Source organism: Phyllobacterium pellucidum (assembly GCF_013327855.1).
Taxonomy (GTDB): domain Bacteria; phylum Pseudomonadota; class Alphaproteobacteria; order Rhizobiales; family Rhizobiaceae; genus Phyllobacterium; species Phyllobacterium pellucidum.
This window is the reverse complement of the sequence record NZ_JABUMX010000002.1, coordinates 381,099-397,478: the sequence shown is the minus strand read 5'-3', so window position 1 is coordinate 397,478 and position 16,380 is coordinate 381,099. Positions and strand designations below refer to the sequence as shown.

Genomic DNA, 16,380 nt, shown 5'->3' with positions numbered 1-16,380 from the left:
GAACCTCTCTATTATGGCCCGGCTGTTCCCCTGTTTCTTTTTGAACAGCCTTCCGGGCAAGTCGCAGCTGTTACTGCTCCTGGCGCGATATTCCCACTAGTTTTTGAAGAATTGCAACCGGGAATCGTTCGCTGGCGCGCAAATCCGGCGAGCCCAATCGCATTAAAATTGGCATCTGATACTTTTGTTGCGCGCGTTTCGGTTGAAACGGCATTTTCTAACTCGGATCGCGCGAAAGTTGCATTTCGCGTTCGATCATATCGGCAAGGCCGGCAATGTCATCGAGATCAAAAACGGGGATCGTCTCGCCGCTGATCGCATGATCGCTGGCAATTGCCACGATGGTCGGGTCGTCGGTCGACAAGGGATCCGTCGATCGGGCATCGAGCCTTCTCGCTTCGATTTTCTTGTGGTGCTCACGCTTGTACCCTTCAACAAGGACAAGATCGCAGGGGGCGAAGCGGGCGATGATTTCAGCGAGGGTGGGTTCCGCTTCTTCCGACAATTCATGCATCAGCGCCCAGCGCCGGTCGGAAACGATAGCGACCTCTCCGGCGCCCGCTTTCCGGTGGCGCCACGAGTCGGTGCCCTCCTTGTCGATATCGAAATCATGGTGAGCATGTTTTACCGTCGACACTTTCCAGCCGCGCCTGGCAAGTTCGCTGACGAGCTTGACCGCCAACGTCGTCTTGCCGGAATTCTTCCAGCCGGTAATGCCGAAAATGCGGTGATCGCTAGGGTTCATTCCGCTGTCTTCCAATGCTGTCGCGCATCCGCGATATCTGCTGGCGTATTGATATTGAAGAACGGGTCGAATGGATCGCCTGTCCGCGCCTTGACGAGCGGAAATTCCACAACCCGGTGCGGATGCCGTTGCAGCCAAGTGGTAACCCTGCGATTGGCAGGATCGTCGAGCCAGTGCTTTAGATCGGATCGCAGCGACACCGGCCAAAGGCCAAAGGTAGGGTGAACCCGGCCGCCCGAGGCTGCAATGCCTATGTGGCCGTCTGCATCAAGGATCGTCTGACTGATCCCGGCCAAGAGCTCCTCGGGGAAGAAAGGCGTATCCGTCGCGACCGAAAGTATATGCGAGAACGGGAGCGGCTGTGCTGCCGCCCATTCCATGCCCGCATGGATGCCGGCGAGAGGGCCGGCGAACCCGTGAATGTCGTCGGCAATCACCGGAACGTTGAGGTTGGCGAAGCCCCCGGCATCGGCGTTGCTGTTGAGGGCGATCGTTTCGACCTGGCGTGACAAGCGCTGATGAACGTGGTCGATGAGCCGGCGATCGCCGAATGGCAGCATGGCCTTATCCCGCCCATCCATGCGGCGCGACTGGCCCCCGGCGAGAATGATGCCTGCAATGCGCACCGCTAAACTCCATCTGGCGATGTTCTTGCCGCAGCCGCCGCAATTTCGACTGGTTTCATTCGGCCGACGATCTGCTCACGGTAGAGCGTATAGAGTCCGCTGCCAATGACAATGAGCGAGCCGACAATCATCGGGACATCGGGCAGGTCGTCAAAGAACAGGAAGCCGAGGAGGATCGCCCAGAGCAGGCTGGTATATCGAAACGGGGCGATGAACGAGATCTCGCCTTCACGCATGGCTAGGATGAGAAAATGATAGGCGACGATGACACAGCAGGCCGCAAGCGTCAGCAGCATCGTATTCATCAATGACATCGGCTTCCAGCCGCCGAGCGGCCCGATCATGGCAACGCCAGCAAGCGATACGCCGATGGATGTCAGCGCCGAAATCATGAGCACCGGGATGGTCTTCGGCACCTTGCGCGTGGCAAGGTCGCGCAGCGCCGCGAAAATGACTGTGACGACGATGAGCAGGATATAGGGGCTGACGCCTTCGCCGCCTGGACGCACAATGATCAGCACCCCACAGAAACCGACAGCGATGGCGACCCAGCGGCGCCAGCCCACCGGCTCGCCGAAGAAAATCGCCGCGCCCATGGTAACGGCAAGCGGCAGCGCCTGCAGGATTGCGGAGGTCAGCGCCAGCGGAACGTGAACGAGCGCGACGAGGAAGCTGACGGTTCCAACGACTTCGCCGATCACCCTGACAATGGTCATCCTGTGCAGCGCCTCGCGCAGCGGAATGAGCATGCCCTTGTGCCATGCGAGCGCCAGGATGAGCACGGTGGCGATCGAGCCGCGCACCAGCATGACCTGGCCCATATTCATGTGTTCGCCGACATATTTCACCGTCGCGTCGTTGAAGGTGAAGCTGGCCATGCCGATGGCCATGTAAATCGCGCCGCGCAGATTGGGAGATAATGCCAAGACTTTTATCCGAAATTGCAGCGATCCTCCTCCGGAATCGCAAGGATTGATATATCAGCCTATATCAGTCCGCGCATTCGGAATTATCAGCCGCCGGTAACGCTCATATGGCGGGAGACCGCAGGGCGGTTGTGGCGGCGATCGATGATGAAGTCGTGACCCTTGGGCTTGCGGCCGATGGCCTCGTCGATGACATCGTTGAGAAGGCCGTTGCCTTCGGATGCCCGCAGCGGCGCACGCAAATCTGCCGCATCTTCCTGACCGAGGCACATATAGAGCGTGCCGGTACAGGTGAGGCGGACACGATTGCAGCTCTCGCAGAAATTGTGGGTCATCGGCGTGATGAAGCCTATGCGGCCGCCGGTTTCCTCGACCTGCGCATAGCGCGCCGGACCGCCGGTCTTGTAGGCGATGTCATGCAGCGTGAATTCTTCGGCAAGTTTCGAACGCACCAGCGACAGTGGCAGATATTGGTCCGTTCGGTCGAGATCGATCTCGCCCATAGGCATCGTCTCGATCAATGTCAGATCCATGCCGCGGCCATGGGCCCAGCGGATCATCTCAGGTATTTCGTGATCGTTGAAACCTTTGAGTGCAACCGCGTTCAGCTTGATTTTGATGCCGGCAGCCTGTGCCGCATCGATACCCTCCATGACGCGGCCCAAATCGCCCCAGCGGGTGATTTGACGAAACTTGTCCGGATGGAGTGTATCGAGCGATACGTTGATGCGCCTGACGCCGTGATCGGCGAGCTCGGCGGCAAAGCGCGCCAGCTGCGAGCCGTTCGTCGTCAAGGTCAATTCTTCGAGCGCGCCGGAGCGAAGGTGGCGCGACAGTTCGCCGATCAAATGCATGATGTTCTTGCGGACAAGCGGCTCGCCGCCGGTCAGCCGCAGCTTCCTGACGCCACGCTCGATGAAGGCCGTGCACAAGCGATCGAGTTCCTCGAGCGTCAGCAGATCCCGCTTCGGCAGGAATGTCATGTGCTCGGACATGCAATAAGTGCAGCGAAAATCGCAGCGGTCCGTCACCGAAACCCGCAAATAGCTGATCGTTCGACCGAATGGGTCGACCATTGGTGCCTGAATGCCGGGTCTTTCGAGCAGTGATACGTGATCCACGAGCTTCCTCCTGAAGGAGAGATAAGGTGCGGCCGCTTGCTTGTCCAGTCATCGCCGCTAGCATGCTGTTTCAAGGAAAACTATACGCCGACTTGCAGGCCGCCTTGCGCATGCTACACAAGGGTGGCGAATGTTGAGGATTATACACCATGACGAGTGCCTGGCCGAAAGAATTGCGTGTTGCCAAGGACCGCCGGTCGCTGACGGTCAGCTTCGACAATGGCGAGACTTACATTCTTTCCGCCGAATTTCTGCGGGTTGCTTCGCCGTCGGCCGAAGTGCAGGGGCACTCGGCTGAGCAGCGCGTTACGGTGCCCGGCAAGATCAATGTCGCGATCATGAAAATGGAGCCCGTCGGCAATTATGCCGTACGAATCATTTTCGATGACATGCATGACACAGGTCTGTTCAGCTGGGATTACCTGATCGAACTCGGGCGCAACAAGGACGACCGCTGGCAGTCCTATCTAGACGAACTTGCTGAAAAGGGCTTGAGCCGCGAGCCGGCAATTCGCCCGCACTGACACCACCATACGCCGTGTCGCGCGGGTTATTTCTGCTTCGCCACCGTGAAAAATCGCCTGTGTCGAAATCGGCACACGGGGCAAAATTGTGCCGTCCAAGAATAATCAAACGATCGATGGGCATTGTTAAAAGATTCTAAATAGGATGCGATGAAACTGGCCGAACACCAAATCAGAGGCCGGCCCATGATAAACCCGTGGGCAAGTACCATCCGGGCGGACATCATGAATTCCTATTCCAAAAAACGTGCGATCTTTTTGGCTGCGATGCTTTCGGCAACAGCCATTCCGCTGTCGCCCGCATCTGCCGCAAACAATCTGATGGAGCTGTTGTTCGGCCAGCGCCGCGTCGAGTCGCAGCCAGTCGTCCAGCCGCGCGCGCTTCGCCCGGGCGAGGCGCCAGGCGAGGCAAGGCGCCCATCCGTACCGATCAAGCGCGTGACTGTTACGGCCCCGACAAATTACGATTATAAGCCGGAGCAGGTAACTCAGATCGACTTCTCTAAGGTTGATCCGCAACTGACGGCGTCCGCCGATCACGGCATTGTGTCGCCACCGCAGATGGAGCGTTTCGGGCTAAAGCTCGACCACTTCAAGGAAGCGAATGTCCTGGCGGAAAAGAACATTGCCGATGCTGTCGTCTCCTATTATGCCGCCAAGCAGCAGCCGATCTGGACCGCTTCCTATGATGTCAGCCCCAAGGCAAAGGCCGTCATGGCGCTGTTTGCCAAGGCGGGCGAAGAGGGGCTCGATCCGGCCGACTATGCCGTCAAGATGCCCTCAGACGACTATGACCGCAGCGATATCCCGGCCCGGCTGAAAGAACTCGCGGATTTCGAGCTGACGCTGTCGGCGCGCGCACTTCGCTATGCGATGGATCAGGGCGAGGGCCGCATCAATCCGAACCGCCTCAGCGGATTTCATGATTTTGCTGTCGACCGCGTGCAACCCCGCGACGTGATGAATCAGCTTGCCACCGCCAGCGATCCGGCCGTGGTGCTCGCCGGCTTTGCACCACAGAGCAAATGGTACGCCGAACTGAAACAGAGCCTCGCCGCGCTTGGCGATGCGTCGGAGCCGACCGTCCGCGTCGCACCCGGCACCAAGATCCGTCCGGGCGACGACAATCCGGAATTGCGCAATGTGGTGACGTTGATCAAGGCGAAGGCGCCGAAATCTTATCTTCTCACGCACGAGGCCGTCCTCGATGCCCACGAGAATGCCAGCGTCTACGACGAGAGCCTCGTCGAGGCCATCAAGGATTTCCAGCGTGATCAGGGACGCAAGCCGGATGGCGTGATCGGCACCAGCACGATCGGAGCGCTTCAGGCTGAATCGAACACTTCGAAGCGCGACCGCATCGTCTATTCCATGGAGAGGTTGCGCTGGCTGCCGCATGATTTCGGCCACCGTTATGTATTCGTCAATCAGCCGGCCTTTCGCGCCCAGTATTTCGATGGCGGCACCGAGAAGCTGGCGATGAATATCGTCGTCGGATCGCCGACCAACCAGACCTACTTCTTCAACGACACCATCGAAACTGTTGTTTTCAATCCTTCCTGGGGCGTGCCGCGCTCGATCATCCTCAACGAGATGATGCCGAAAATCCTCAACAATCCGTCCTATCTCGAAAGCAGCGGCTACGAGGTCTACGACAAGTCGGGACGCGTCATTCCGTCAAGTGCGGTGAACTGGTCGCAGGTTGCCGCCAACGGTGGCGGCGTCGGCATTCGCCAGAAGCCGAGCCTCGACAATGCTCTCGGCGAACTCAAGATCCTGTTCCCCAACAGCCACGATATCTACATGCACGATACGCCGGCGAAGTCCTATTTCAAGCGGGACATGCGCGCGCTCAGCCATGGCTGCATCCGTCTCGAGCACCCGCGCGACATGGCAGCAGCCGTGCTCGGCATGTCGGTCGCGGACCTGACGCCGTATTTCGGCAAGAACGAGCGCAGCGTAAAGGTAGCCAACCCGCTGCCGGTCTATGTCTCGTACTTCACCGCCTGGCCGGATGCGGCAACGGGCGAAATCAAGTTCTACGACGATGTCTATGAGCGCGACGCCTATCTGCAGAAGGCGATCGACAAGACGCGGGCGGTGCGTGAGTCAAGTCCGGTCACCGCGCAGACGGCGAAGCTCTGACCTAATGTCACCTGGGCTCGATTTCGAAGGGCGGCAGGCTTTGCAGCGCAAGCTTCAAGGCCTGCGACCAGCCATCTGAAATCATTTCATAATAGGGATCGTGACGTTCCACGCGTCGTTCGAAACCAAGCCTGAAACTGTCGGCCTGGTAGAATTGCAGATCGAGCGGCAGGCCAACGGAAAGATTGGATTTCAGCGTCGAATCGAAAGAGACCAAAAGCAGCTTGGTCGCTTCCTCGAAGGTCATGGCCGGATCATAGGAGCGGACGATGATCGGCTTGCCGTATTTGTGCTCGCCGATCTGGAAAAATGGCGTATCCGGCGTCGATTCGATGAAGTTTCCTTCGGGGTAGATGAGAAACAGGCGCGGATCGCCGCCCTTGATCTGGCCGCCGAGGATAATCGAGGCGCCGAAGGAATCGGCGCGCTGCCCACTGGCGCCCACCTCGTCGATGACGTGGCGGATCGTATCGCCGACAAGGCGGGCGGTCTGGAACATTGACGGCATGTCATAGATGCTGGGCGCCCGTTCGGACGGCATCTTGGTGCGTTCGTTGAGAATGCTGATGACGGCCTGCGTGGTGGCAAGATTGCCGGCCGATAGCAAGGTGATGACCCGATCGCCAGTCTTGGCCCAGGTGTACATTTTCTTGAATGTCGAAATATTGTCGACACCCGCATTGGTTCTCGTGTCGGACATGAACACGAGGCCGCGGTCTAGTTTGAGCCCCACGCAATAGGTCATAATCAATCCCAGATTCTAAAAGCCAGAGCCGATTACTGCTCCACATTAACCTCGACGGCAAGTGATTCAATGCCGGGTCCCATGCGTATACCTGAAATCGGCGCCGCCTCGCGATAATCCAGCCCGCAGGCGATGCGCACATAGGTCTCATTCGGGCACAGATCGTTGGCGGCGTCGAAACCGACCCAGCCAAGCCCGTCGATATGCACCTCCGCCCAAGCGTGGCTCGCCGTCTGTTCAATCGTGTGATTGAGCATCAGGTAGCCAGAGACGTAGCGGGCGGGGATGCCGAGCAGGCGCGCCGTCGCAAGAAAGATGTGCGTATGATCCTGGCACACGCCCTTGCCGTTAAGCAGCGCTTCTTCTGCCGTCGTCGTGATCGTCGTCGAACCCGGCGTGTAGGCAACCCGTTGGTTCAGCAGACCCATGAGTTGATGCATGAGAGGCAGCCGCTCGAGGCTGCTGTCGAGATCCGCGGCGAGAGCGCGGATCGCATCTCCGGCCTTGGTCAGCGCGGTATCGCGTTCGTAGAGCCAGATCGGCATGAAGTTATAGACCTTGCCGAGCACGCCAGCTTTATCCTCGGTCTCGACCTGGCCCATGGCACGGATGACGAGGCGTTCTGTATCGCGCTGCAGGCGGATCAGCATGGTGCGGTTGCCGTAACCGTCGCGGTAATTTGCCTCTTGTGTCGCTCCCTCCACTTGCACAGACCAGTCGATGACTTTCTGGCCCGGTCCGCTTTGGGGGTGCATACGCAGCCGTAAAACCGAATAGTGTACGGGAGCGTCATAATGATAGCTGGAAATGTGCTGGATGTTGAGAAGCATGATCTTCAATCGAAGTTGTAGGCTTCAGCAATTTTCGTGCTCAAGCTGTTCGTTTGATAGATGAGGTCGCTCAGGAACTCGTGCAGGCCGCTGTCGAATATGGTCCGGATATCATTGTCCTGCAACAGCGTCATGATGCCTTCCGCCATGTCGTGGCAGGCGTGGCGGCGGCCGTAGTCATTGGCCAGAAATCTCAGATTGTCGACGATGTTTGAATAGCAGAAGTTGAGCGAGCGCGGCATGCGCGAGTTGAGGATCAGGTAATCGGCAATGTTCACGGGGTTGTATTCGACGTCATAGACCCAGCGGTAGGAACGGTGCGCCGAGACCGAGCGCAGGATCGATTCCCACTGAAAATTGTCAAGGGTCGTGCCGACATAGGAGATCGAAGGCAGGAGCACGTAATATTTGACGTCAAGGATGCGGGCGGTGTTGTCGCCGCGCTCTATGAACGTTCCAATACGGGCGAAATTGAAGATTTCGTTGCGCAGCATCGTCCCATGAAACGCGCCGCGGATGATCGCTGTCTCGCGCTTGATCTGGTCGAGGACGCGCGGCAGGTCGGTTTCCGGTATCGGGTTGGCGAGCGTGGATTTCAGGATCATCCACGTCTCGTTGACGCTCTCCCAGGCTTCGCGCGTCAGGGCGGTGCGCACCATGCGAGCGTTAAGCCGGGCCGTCTCCACGCAAGACATCACGCTCGAGGGATTGTTGAGGTCACGCAGCAGGAAGTCGGACACGAGGCCGGCATTGTATTCGGCGTACTTGCTGTCATAGCCGATCTTCACGCCGGCGCTCATCAGTACGGAGGACCATTCTTCAGGGGCATCGGAGGTCTTGGTCAGGGCCATGCGCAAACCGGCGTCGATCAGCCGAGCCATGTTTTCCGCCCGCTCGATATAGCGGAACATCCAGTAAAGACCATTTGCGGTTCGGCCGAGCAGCATTTTCCAGTATCATCCCTCGTTCTTGTGGAACCGTCTTCGGCGGCTCTTGATCAAAATGCTAGTCGTCGAGCACCCATGTGTCTTTCGTTCCGCCGCCCTGGCTGGAGTTGACGACGAGCGAACCTTCCTTGAGCGCGACGCGGGTCAAGCCTCCCGGCGTGATCCTTATGCGGTCGGAGACCAGGACGAAGGGGCGCAAATCCACGTGGCGCGGGGCGAGGCCCTTTTCGGTCATGATCGGCGTCGTCGAAAGCGCCAGCGTCGGCTGGGCGATGTAGTTCTTCGGATTGGCGCTGAGCTTGGCGGCGAAGACCTCACGTTCCTTCTTCGTGGAAGCCGGACCGACCAGCATGCCGTAACCGCCCGAGCCATGCACTTCCTTGACGACGAGATCGGCAAGATTTTCGAGTACATATTTAAGGGTGTCGGGCTCGGAGCAGCGATGCGTCGGCACGTTTTCGAGAATTGCCTTGCGACCCGTATAGAACTCGACGATCTCCGGCATATAAGAATAGAGCGCCTTGTCGTCGGCGATTCCGGTCCCGGGCGCGTTGGCGATCGTGATGTTTCCCGAGCGGTACACATCCATGATGCCGGGCACGCCAAGCGCGGAATCCCTGCGGAAGGTGAGGGGATCGAGGAAGGAATCGTCCACGCGCCGGTAAAGCACGTCGATGGCGCGATTGCCTTCGGTGGTCCGCATGACCACCTTGCCGTCTTCTACCTTGAGATCGCTGCCTTCGACGAGCTCAACGCCCATCTGATCGGCTAGGAACGCATGTTCGAAATAGGCTGAATTAAAAATACCAGGAGTGAGGACTGCGATCGTGGGCGGGCCCTTGCATCCGGGCGGCGCTACTGCGGCCAGCGATTGCCTGAGCAGCTTTGGGTAGGTCTCGACGGGGCGAACCTTGATCTGCTGGAAGAGCTCCGGGAACAACTGCATCATGGTTTCGCGGTTTTCCAGCATATAGGAAACGCCCGAAGGCGTGCGGGCATTGTCTTCGAGAACGTAGAACTGGTTCTCCTGTGTCCTGACGATGTCGACGCCGATAATGTGCGTGTAGACGTTGCCGGGCGGACGAAATCCGACCATTTCCGGAAGGTAGGCATCGTTGTGCGTGAAGAGTTCGCGCGGGATGCGTCCGGCACGGATAATCTCCTGGCGATGATAAATATCGTCGAGGAAGGCGTTGAGCGCCATCACACGCTGTTCGATGCCTTGTGACAGGCGACGCCATTCATTGCCGGTGATGATGCGCGGGATGATATCGAAGGGTATGATGCGCTCGGCTGCCTCTTCATCGCCGTAGACGGCGAAAGTGATACCCGTTTTGCGGAAAACGTTTTCAGCATCAAGGGCTTTTTGTGCCAACCGCTCGGGGTTCTGGGTGTCGAGCCAGCATTTCAGTTGTTCATAGGGCGGTCGAACGTCGCCGCCTGTTTTGATCATCTCGTCAAATGCCTTCACTCAAAATCCCCTTCATATAAGGGACATTCAAGCGGGTTCATCGAAAAAAGCAAGCACAATCCATCGTTTAAGGCTGTGGCCGGGCGGCCGGATTAAAAATTAGGCATCTGCATCACGGCAGAGGCAAGCGCAAGACAACTTTCGTCTAATGCATGGGCTAGAGATATGGATAACCGAAAGAAAGCCCGGGATTTTGGTCCCGGGCCCTGATAAATCAACCCGATTCATTTGTTCAGTAAGGCGAAACGCACTGGCGGCGCGGCCCGGAATAGGGCTGAAAACTATTGTCGTAGGCGCGATATGAGCGGTAGCGGTCATAGCACCACCGCACGTGAGATCCGCCAGTCCTATAGACAGGTCCACCGTAGCGATAGACAGGCGGCGCGCTGAGAGCATTGCCTATGATGAGGCCGGTGCCAAAGGCTGCAAGCGGAAACCATGCCCCGTTGTAGTATCTGTAGCCTGGACGATAGTAATTGTAGCCGCGATAGCCTCCCCAATAGCCGCCGCCACCGCGCCAATACGGGCGTCCGCCCCAGCCGCGGTCACCATACCATCCGCGGTTGCCGTTCCAGCCACCGCCGCGCCAATGGCGCCGGTACTGGACCTGATCGATGTTGGCGTTGCCGGTTTCAATCGCCACTGGCGCAAGCGGCGCAGAGTAAGCAGGAACGCTTGTGGCCGTCGCCATGCCCCCAACCATTGCCAAGGCAGAAAGTACTGAGGTCAGTTTCTTCAATTTCTCCTCCTTGCGAGACGCAGTGCCTCGCACACGTTTCATAGAAGTAAGAAATACGCAGATTTCGGCCAAAACGGCCTTTTATCTCGGAAACTTAAACGTGCCCGGTCTTCATTTGTTCCGGCAGGCTGCTTGCCTCATGCATCCACCGACCCGATCAACTCATTTGCGAGTTCCACCTTCAATTCGCGAAAATGCGAAATGATACGGCTCGGATCATAAGCAGAAACCGGCAAGTCCGAATAACCGAAGTCGACGGCAACGACAGGAATGCCTGCCGCCTTGGCCGTATCGATGTCCGTGCGGCTGTCGCCTATCATGACGGCGCGCTCCGGATCACCGCCCGCCTTGCGGATGGTTTCGATGAGATGGCGCGGATCGGGCTTGCGGAAGGCGAATGAATCCCCGCCGCAAATAGCGCCGAAGCGGGAGGTCTGGCCAAGCCCGTCCAGAAGCTTGACCGACAACCCCTCGAACTTGTTGGTGCAGACGGCGAGGAGATAGCCGGCTTCGGCCAACTGCTCCATCGCCTGTTCTGCGCCTTCATAAAGCGCCGAGCGACCCGGCATGTGCATGCCGTAGTGTTCGATGAAGATGTCGACCAGCCGGTCGAGTTCTTCCGTGCTTAAATGCTTCTGCTGCGCCTCGAAGGCGCGCTCGATCATGACGCGGCCGCCATGGCCGACATAGCGGCGCAGCGCGACCGGATCGATTTTCTCCATATCCTTGGCCTCAAGGCAATGATTGAGGCTGTCGAGTAGATCAGGGGCCGTATCCACCAGGGTTCCGTCTAGGTCGAAAACAACGATTGGCTGAGGCATATTTTTTCCTGTGGCATTCGCGGTTCGGAGCGAAGGTTGCGATAAATTGTGTGTTCGGTGCCCTGATGCATGCATGTACGATAATCAGGCCGGGATAAATCCGGCAATGAGCCTTGACCCGATCGTCTGACGTGTTAGGGAGCCCAGTGTCAAGGCAAAGCCATATCAAGTCAAAGCTACAAGAAGGCGCACCACCGATGGATGCCAAAACATTGAAGATCAAGGCCGCGGCCGAGGCGCTGACCTATGTCGAGGACGGCATGCGGCTCGGCATCGGCACGGGCTCGACCGCGGACGAATTCGTGCGGCTGCTCGCGGTGCGGGTCAAGGACGGTCTTGATGTCATTGGCGTGCCGACGTCGGAGCGCACGGCCGCGCTTTGCCGCGAACTTGGCGTCAGGCTCACGACGCTCGAAGAGACGCCGGAACTTGACCTGACGATAGACGGCGCGGACGAGGTTGATCCCGAGCTGACCCTCATCAAGGGCGGCGGCGGGGCCCTGCTGCGTGAGAAGATCGTTGCTGCCGCCTCCAAGCGGATGGTGGTTATTGCCGACGAAACCAAGCTTGTCGAAGCACTCGGCGCGTTTCCTCTGCCTGTCGAGGTTAATCGTTTCGGGCTAGCGGCGACGAAGATTGCCATCGAGCGCGCTGCCTCGTCACTCGATCTGTCGGGGCCGCTTACATTGAGGATGACGGGAGCCGAACCATTTGTTACAGACGGCGGGCATTTGATCCTGGATGCATCTTTTGGCCGCATTCCGGATACAAGAGCCTTATCACTCGCTTTGCACGCCATTCCCGGCGTGGTGGAGCATGGACTTTTTCTGGATCTGGCGCGCGTGGCCATTCTGGCTGGCGCTGACGGCATCCGCACACTGACAACGAAAACGGAGCGATAAACTCATGAACCTTGCATCTGGCTTTCGCCGCTTGATTGCACCCTTGTCTGTTGCGATCGTGCTGGGCGGTCTCTGCTCGGCACAAGCGCAGGAAATCACCCCTTCGCATCTCGCAGCTGCCCGTGCAGCGGTGGCCGCCATCAAGGCGACTGACATGTTCGACTCGATCCTTCCCGATGCTGCCCGCGGTCTCAAGGCTGAGCTTATCCAGAAAGATCCCAATCTCGAATCGGTGATCAGCTCTGCCGTCGACGAGCAGGCGATCAAGCTCGCAGCGCGCCGTGCCGACCTTGAGAACGAAGCCGCCCGTGCCTATGCGGTTTCCTTCACTGAAGAGGAACTTAACGCCATCACCGGTTTCTACACGTCCCCGGCCGGCCTCAAGCTCCTTTCGGAAGGGCCGATCGTGACGCGTGAGGTGAACAAGGCCGCCTCGATCTGGCAGCGCGGTGTCGCTCGCGACCTCGCGCAGGCTGTCGCCGAGAAGATTGCGGCAACCGCTGCGACGATGGCGCCAGCCAATGCGCCGGCGCCTGCCAAGGCCGAGACGCCGGCAAAGCCGAAGCAGTAACGGCGTCGCCCCGTTTGAAACTTTCCACAGAGCCCGGCCCCAGCGCCGGGCTTTGTTCTTTCAAGACACCGCGATAGAACCCATATGCAATGAACCTCAGCAGATTCGGAGTGCCTTGCCATGACAGGCTTTGACTATGACCTCTTCGTTATCGGAGGCGGATCGGGCGGCGTGCGCGCCGGTAGGCTTGCGGGCGCCATGGGCAAAAAAGTCGGCCTTGCCGAAGAATACCGGATGGGCGGCACCTGCGTCATCCGCGGCTGCGTGCCGAAAAAGCTCTTCGTCTACGCGTCACAATTTCCGGAACATTTCGAGGCGTCGGCCGGCTATGGCTGGAGCGTCGGGGAGGCGAGCTTCGACTGGCCGACGCTCATTGCCAATAAGGACCGCGAAATTGCCCGCCTCGAAGGCCTTTACCGGCTGGGGCTCGACAATTCCCACGTCGAGATCCATGACAGCCGGGCAGTGCTCATCGATGACCACACGATCGAGATCCTCAAGACCGGCAAGCGGGTGACAGCGGATCAAATTCTCGTGGCGACGGGCGGTCATCCCAATCCGCATGCGGCGTTGCCGGGACATGATCTTTGCATCAGTTCCAACGAGGCGTTCCATCTTGCCGAACTGCCGAAAGCCATCGTCATCGAAGGCGGCGGCTATATTGCCGTGGAGTTTGCGAATATTTTCCATGGCCTCGGCGTTGAAACGACCCTCATCTACCGCGGCAAGGAAATCCTTTCGCGCTTCGACCATGATTTGCGGCAATTGCTGCATGCGTCGATGACCGAGAAGGGTATTCGCATTCGCTGCGTCGAGATGATCAAGGAGGTCAGGCGTTCGGGTGACGGAAGGCTCGCCGTGCAGCTCGGCTCGGGCGACAGCATCGAAGCCGACCAGGTGATGCTCGCCATCGGGCGCGTGCCGAACACAAAGTCGCTTGGCCTTGAAGCAGCCGGTGTCGAGGTCGACGAACTTGGCGCGATCAAGGTCGATGCCTATTCGCGCACGACCAAAGACAATATCTGGGCCGTGGGCGACGTGACCAACCGCGTGCAGCTTACGCCGGTCGCCATCCACGAGGCGATGTGCTTCCTCGAGACGGCATTCAAGAACAATCCGACCAAACCCGACCACAAATACATTGCGACGGCGGTCTTCTCGCAGCCGGAGATCGGCACGGTCGGGCTTTGCGAGGCGGACGCTGCAAGGGAATACAAGGAGCTCGAAGTCTATCGAGCCCTGTTCCGCCCGATGCGCAACACGCTATCCGGCGCCAAGGACAAGATGCTGACCAAGCTGATCGTCGATGCAGCGACACGCCGGGTCATCGGCGCGCACATACTCGGGCCGGACGCCGGTGAAATGGCGCAGCTCCTCGCCATTCCGATCAAGGCCGGCTGCACCAAGGATGATTTCGACAGGACGATGGCGGTGCATCCGACAGCTTCCGAAGAACTGGTGACGATGTACAGGCCGAGCTACCGCGTGGTCGATGGGAAACGTGTCGATTGACCGCACTCGGGCTGCGGCGGCTCGCGTCAAAAGGCAGGCCTAGGCGGCGCGCATTTCCGGCCGCAACGCCGCCCCATCCGGAACCTTGGCGTTAAGCAGCCAATCCGTCACGGCCGGCCACAACTTATTGGCCTGGTGTTTGCGGAAGAAACCGAGATGACCGATCGGCGCGCCGTCCGAACTTGCCGGGGAATACCACATCTCGTGCAGAACGGATGCATTGTCGAAGCGGCGCAGCAGGCTTTCGACCGCGCGCGGCGTTCCCCAGACATCGTCGGTGATGCCAACCGAGAGGAGAGGGATCGTCACCTTCTGGAAGTTTTGCGCTTCAGGAACCGCAGGGTCGGAGAACAGGAAATTCGGATTGCGGCACCAGCGGGCCCAGTCACGGAATATCGTGCCCGGCACGGCTTCACCGAGCCCGCCCCATTTGGGCAATTTGCCGAAGGGAATTGTAAGCGGCACTCCGACAAGGTTCATCTTGGCGTACATGGCGCAGGGCTGCGCCGTATTGCGATAGTACCCGGACAACGACGCCAGCAGTGCATAACGCTCGAAGCTCGCAGAACGATTGCTGAGACCGAGGGCGACGCCGCCATAGGAATGGCCGATACCGACCATGGGGCGCGATCCCGAGAGGCGCCTGAGTTCATCAACAGCGGCCGGAAAGTCGAGAACGCCCCAATCCTTGAGGTTGAGGCGGGATTTCCAGTGGCTGGGAGCCTCGGAGCGGGCGACGCCGCGGTAGTCGTAGGTAAGAACCTTGGATGCGCCGAGATCGATGAGATGGGCGGCAAAATGCCGGTAGATTGCGTCAGGGACGGCGGCTGCAGACGAAATCAGGACGGCCGGCCCTTCGCCGCCGCCTTCATACAGATGACCGTGCAGCGGAAAGCCGTCCGCCGCCAGAAAACGTATATCCTTCATCGATCCTCCCAGATCTTACCTTGACGTTAACGTAAATCAAAACGGCGCTGCCGACAATGGTGATTTTCGCAACTGGCAACACGCGAACTTAAAAACTAATGTCTCTCGGCTCTAGAGCCACGCCGCACTCATTGATGTAAAAGCGAAAATCAAACGGTACGCTGACGTTGGTACACTCAAGACCTGTTTGACCCTGAAACCGGCGGGCTAAGGGCAGCAGCACGATGAAATCGATGCCGTAAATGGATGGAATATTATGGATAACAGAACAGGCGCGGTTAGACTTTCTGGCTTCCTGCGATGCGCATCGATGCACGATGTTGCGCTTGTCATCGATTATCTTCCCGACCACCTTCGACTTACCAGGGCCGAGCCAGGCTGCATCTCTTTTGATGTGTTGCAGACCGATGATGCTCTGGTGTGGCGGGTGGAGGAGCTTTTTGTAGATCGCGCTGCCTTTGATTTTCATCAGCAAAGAACCTGCGCGTCGGAGTGGTTCACTGCGACGTCCACCATCCCCCGAGAATACACTGTCGAGGAACTTGAGTAGAGATTGCAGGAACCGCTTCATCGTGTAATAGATCGCGTCTTCACTTTGCCCATAGGCCATAATCAACACGTTATGGCAGACGCTATAACGACCCTCCGAACGCTCAAATGTCGGTTCCTGAGAGGGGCGCCCTGCGTGTCCATGGGCATGTTCGCTTGATATTGTCCCCTGTTGCCGACGGGACTGGTATATCTGCAGCAATTGGACTATATGAGCGCCTCCGGCAAAGCCCGGGAAAACACAATCAATTACAACCGATATTGAAGGTCATAACAGGG

17 protein-coding genes are annotated in these 16,380 nt (G+C 58.5%); 6 read left to right on the top strand and 11 right to left on the bottom strand.

What is annotated here, in order from left to right; translation table 11 throughout:
• Nucleotides 1–217 precede the first annotated feature (217 nt).
• The 4 genes from mobB to moaA all read right to left on the bottom strand — a co-directional run bounded on the left by mobB (nucleotide 218) and on the right by moaA (nucleotide 3,373).
• Nucleotides 218–745 (bottom strand): molybdopterin-guanine dinucleotide biosynthesis protein B, encoded by a 528-nt coding sequence (gene mobB, locus HQ945_RS09935; RefSeq protein ID WP_027231708.1) that lies wholly within the window; start codon nucleotides 743–745, stop codon nucleotides 218–220.
• On the bottom strand, nucleotides 742–1,371 hold the full coding sequence (gene mobA / locus HQ945_RS09930) for a molybdenum cofactor guanylyltransferase MobA (protein WP_343051205.1): 630 nt from the start codon (nucleotides 1,369–1,371) through the stop codon (nucleotides 742–744). The genes mobB and mobA overlap by 4 nt, the downstream gene beginning before the upstream one ends.
• Nucleotides 1,372–1,373: 2 nt before the next feature.
• Nucleotides 1,374–2,297, bottom strand: a complete 924-nt coding sequence (locus HQ945_RS09925; protein WP_162737169.1) for a DMT family transporter — start codon at nucleotides 2,295–2,297, stop codon at nucleotides 1,374–1,376.
• Between the two features lie 86 nt (nucleotides 2,298–2,383).
• Nucleotides 2,384–3,373, bottom strand: a complete 990-nt coding sequence (moaA, locus tag HQ945_RS09920) for a GTP 3',8-cyclase MoaA (protein WP_113280763.1) — start codon at nucleotides 3,371–3,373, stop codon at nucleotides 2,384–2,386.
• A 194-nt stretch (nucleotides 3,374–3,567) separates the two neighbouring features.
• On the opposite strand from moaA, the gene HQ945_RS09915 reads away from it, so the two are divergent.
• Nucleotides 3,568–3,942: a gamma-butyrobetaine hydroxylase family protein gene (locus HQ945_RS09915; protein WP_027231704.1), complete on the top strand. Its 375-nt coding sequence runs from the start codon at nucleotides 3,568–3,570 to the stop codon at nucleotides 3,940–3,942.
• Nucleotides 3,943–4,167: 225 nt separating this feature from the next.
• Nucleotides 4,168–6,087, top strand: coding sequence for a L,D-transpeptidase family protein (locus HQ945_RS09910; RefSeq protein WP_174208059.1), 1,920 nt, complete (start codon nucleotides 4,168–4,170; stop codon nucleotides 6,085–6,087).
• A 7-nt stretch (nucleotides 6,088–6,094) separates the two neighbouring features.
• On the opposite strand, the gene HQ945_RS09905 is transcribed toward HQ945_RS09910, so the two are convergent.
• The 6 genes from HQ945_RS09905 to HQ945_RS09880 all read right to left on the bottom strand — a co-directional run bounded on the left by HQ945_RS09905 (nucleotide 6,095) and on the right by HQ945_RS09880 (nucleotide 11,640).
• Complete coding sequence (locus HQ945_RS09905) at nucleotides 6,095–6,832, bottom strand: proteasome-type protease (protein ID WP_113280764.1); 738 nt, start codon at nucleotides 6,830–6,832, stop codon at nucleotides 6,095–6,097.
• A 32-nt stretch (nucleotides 6,833–6,864) separates the two neighbouring features.
• Entirely contained in the window at nucleotides 6,865–7,662 is a 798-nt protein-coding gene (locus HQ945_RS09900) for a transglutaminase family protein (protein ID WP_091946566.1), read from the bottom strand.
• Nucleotides 7,663–7,667: 5 nt separating this feature from the next.
• Complete coding sequence (locus HQ945_RS09895) at nucleotides 7,668–8,609, bottom strand: alpha-E domain-containing protein (protein ID WP_027231700.1); 942 nt, start codon at nucleotides 8,607–8,609, stop codon at nucleotides 7,668–7,670.
• A gap of 58 nt (nucleotides 8,610–8,667) precedes the next feature.
• Nucleotides 8,668–10,080 carry a circularly permuted type 2 ATP-grasp protein gene (locus tag HQ945_RS09890; protein ID WP_113280589.1) on the bottom strand — a complete coding sequence of 471 codons (1,413 nt, stop codon included), beginning with the start codon at nucleotides 10,078–10,080 and terminating at the stop codon, nucleotides 8,668–8,670.
• Between the two features lie 232 nt (nucleotides 10,081–10,312).
• On the bottom strand, nucleotides 10,313–10,861 hold the full coding sequence (locus tag HQ945_RS09885) for a BA14K family protein (protein WP_174208058.1): 549 nt from the start codon (nucleotides 10,859–10,861) through the stop codon (nucleotides 10,313–10,315).
• Nucleotides 10,862–10,956: 95 nt separating this feature from the next.
• Nucleotides 10,957–11,640, bottom strand: a complete 684-nt coding sequence (locus tag HQ945_RS09880) for an HAD family hydrolase (protein WP_113280591.1) — start codon at nucleotides 11,638–11,640, stop codon at nucleotides 10,957–10,959.
• Nucleotides 11,641–11,837: 197 nt separating this feature from the next.
• Here HQ945_RS09880 and rpiA point away from each other — a divergent pair, with 197 nt between their 5' ends.
• The 3 genes from rpiA to gor all read left to right on the top strand — a co-directional run bounded on the left by rpiA (nucleotide 11,838) and on the right by gor (nucleotide 14,625).
• Nucleotides 11,838–12,542: a ribose-5-phosphate isomerase RpiA gene (rpiA, locus tag HQ945_RS09875; protein ID WP_113280592.1), complete on the top strand. Its 705-nt coding sequence runs from the start codon at nucleotides 11,838–11,840 to the stop codon at nucleotides 12,540–12,542.
• Nucleotides 12,543–12,546: 4 nt separating this feature from the next.
• Entirely contained in the window at nucleotides 12,547–13,113 is a 567-nt protein-coding gene (locus tag HQ945_RS09870) for a DUF2059 domain-containing protein (protein ID WP_091922006.1), read from the top strand.
• Between the two features lie 120 nt (nucleotides 13,114–13,233).
• On the top strand, nucleotides 13,234–14,625 hold the full coding sequence (gor, locus tag HQ945_RS09865; protein ID WP_113280593.1) for a glutathione-disulfide reductase: 1,392 nt from the start codon (nucleotides 13,234–13,236) through the stop codon (nucleotides 14,623–14,625).
• A 39-nt stretch (nucleotides 14,626–14,664) separates the two neighbouring features.
• Here gor and HQ945_RS09860 read toward each other — a convergent pair whose 3' ends face one another.
• Nucleotides 14,665–15,552, bottom strand: coding sequence for an alpha/beta hydrolase family protein (locus HQ945_RS09860; RefSeq protein ID WP_113280594.1), 888 nt, complete (start codon nucleotides 15,550–15,552; stop codon nucleotides 14,665–14,667).
• Between the two features lie 256 nt (nucleotides 15,553–15,808).
• Here HQ945_RS09860 and HQ945_RS09855 point away from each other — a divergent pair, with 256 nt between their 5' ends.
• Complete coding sequence (locus tag HQ945_RS09855; RefSeq protein ID WP_113280595.1) at nucleotides 15,809–16,102, top strand: putative quinol monooxygenase; 294 nt, start codon at nucleotides 15,809–15,811, stop codon at nucleotides 16,100–16,102.
• Nucleotides 16,103–16,380 lie beyond the last annotated feature (278 nt).

Excerpts from the sequence above, each read along its gene's own strand:
- mobB (WP_027231708.1), bottom strand. The coding sequence starts at position 745 with ATGAACCCTAGCGATCACCGCATTTTCGGCATTACCGGCTGGAAGAAT.
- moaA (WP_113280763.1), bottom strand. The coding sequence starts at position 3,373 with ATGGTCGACCCATTCGGTCGAACGATCAGCTATTTGCGGGTTTCGGTG.
- HQ945_RS09915 (WP_027231704.1), top strand. The coding sequence starts at position 3,568 with ATGACGAGTGCCTGGCCGAAAGAATTGCGTGTTGCCAAGGACCGCCGG.
- HQ945_RS09910 (WP_174208059.1), top strand. The coding sequence starts at position 4,168 with ATGAATTCCTATTCCAAAAAACGTGCGATCTTTTTGGCTGCGATGCTT.
- HQ945_RS09905 (WP_113280764.1), bottom strand. The coding sequence starts at position 6,832 with ATGACCTATTGCGTGGGGCTCAAACTAGACCGCGGCCTCGTGTTCATG.
- HQ945_RS09900 (WP_091946566.1), bottom strand. The coding sequence starts at position 7,662 with ATGCTTCTCAACATCCAGCACATTTCCAGCTATCATTATGACGCTCCC.
- HQ945_RS09895 (WP_027231700.1), bottom strand. The coding sequence starts at position 8,609 with ATGCTGCTCGGCCGAACCGCAAATGGTCTTTACTGGATGTTCCGCTAT.
- HQ945_RS09885 (WP_174208058.1), bottom strand. The coding sequence starts at position 10,861 with ATGAAACGTGTGCGAGGCACTGCGTCTCGCAAGGAGGAGAAATTGAAG.
- HQ945_RS09880 (WP_113280591.1), bottom strand. The coding sequence starts at position 11,640 with ATGCCTCAGCCAATCGTTGTTTTCGACCTAGACGGAACCCTGGTGGAT.
- rpiA (WP_113280592.1), top strand. The coding sequence starts at position 11,838 with ATGGATGCCAAAACATTGAAGATCAAGGCCGCGGCCGAGGCGCTGACC.
- HQ945_RS09870 (WP_091922006.1), top strand. The coding sequence starts at position 12,547 with ATGAACCTTGCATCTGGCTTTCGCCGCTTGATTGCACCCTTGTCTGTT.
- gor (WP_113280593.1), top strand. The coding sequence starts at position 13,234 with ATGACAGGCTTTGACTATGACCTCTTCGTTATCGGAGGCGGATCGGGC.
- HQ945_RS09860 (WP_113280594.1), bottom strand. The coding sequence starts at position 15,552 with ATGAAGGATATACGTTTTCTGGCGGCGGACGGCTTTCCGCTGCACGGT.
- HQ945_RS09855 (WP_113280595.1), top strand. The coding sequence starts at position 15,809 with ATGGATAACAGAACAGGCGCGGTTAGACTTTCTGGCTTCCTGCGATGC.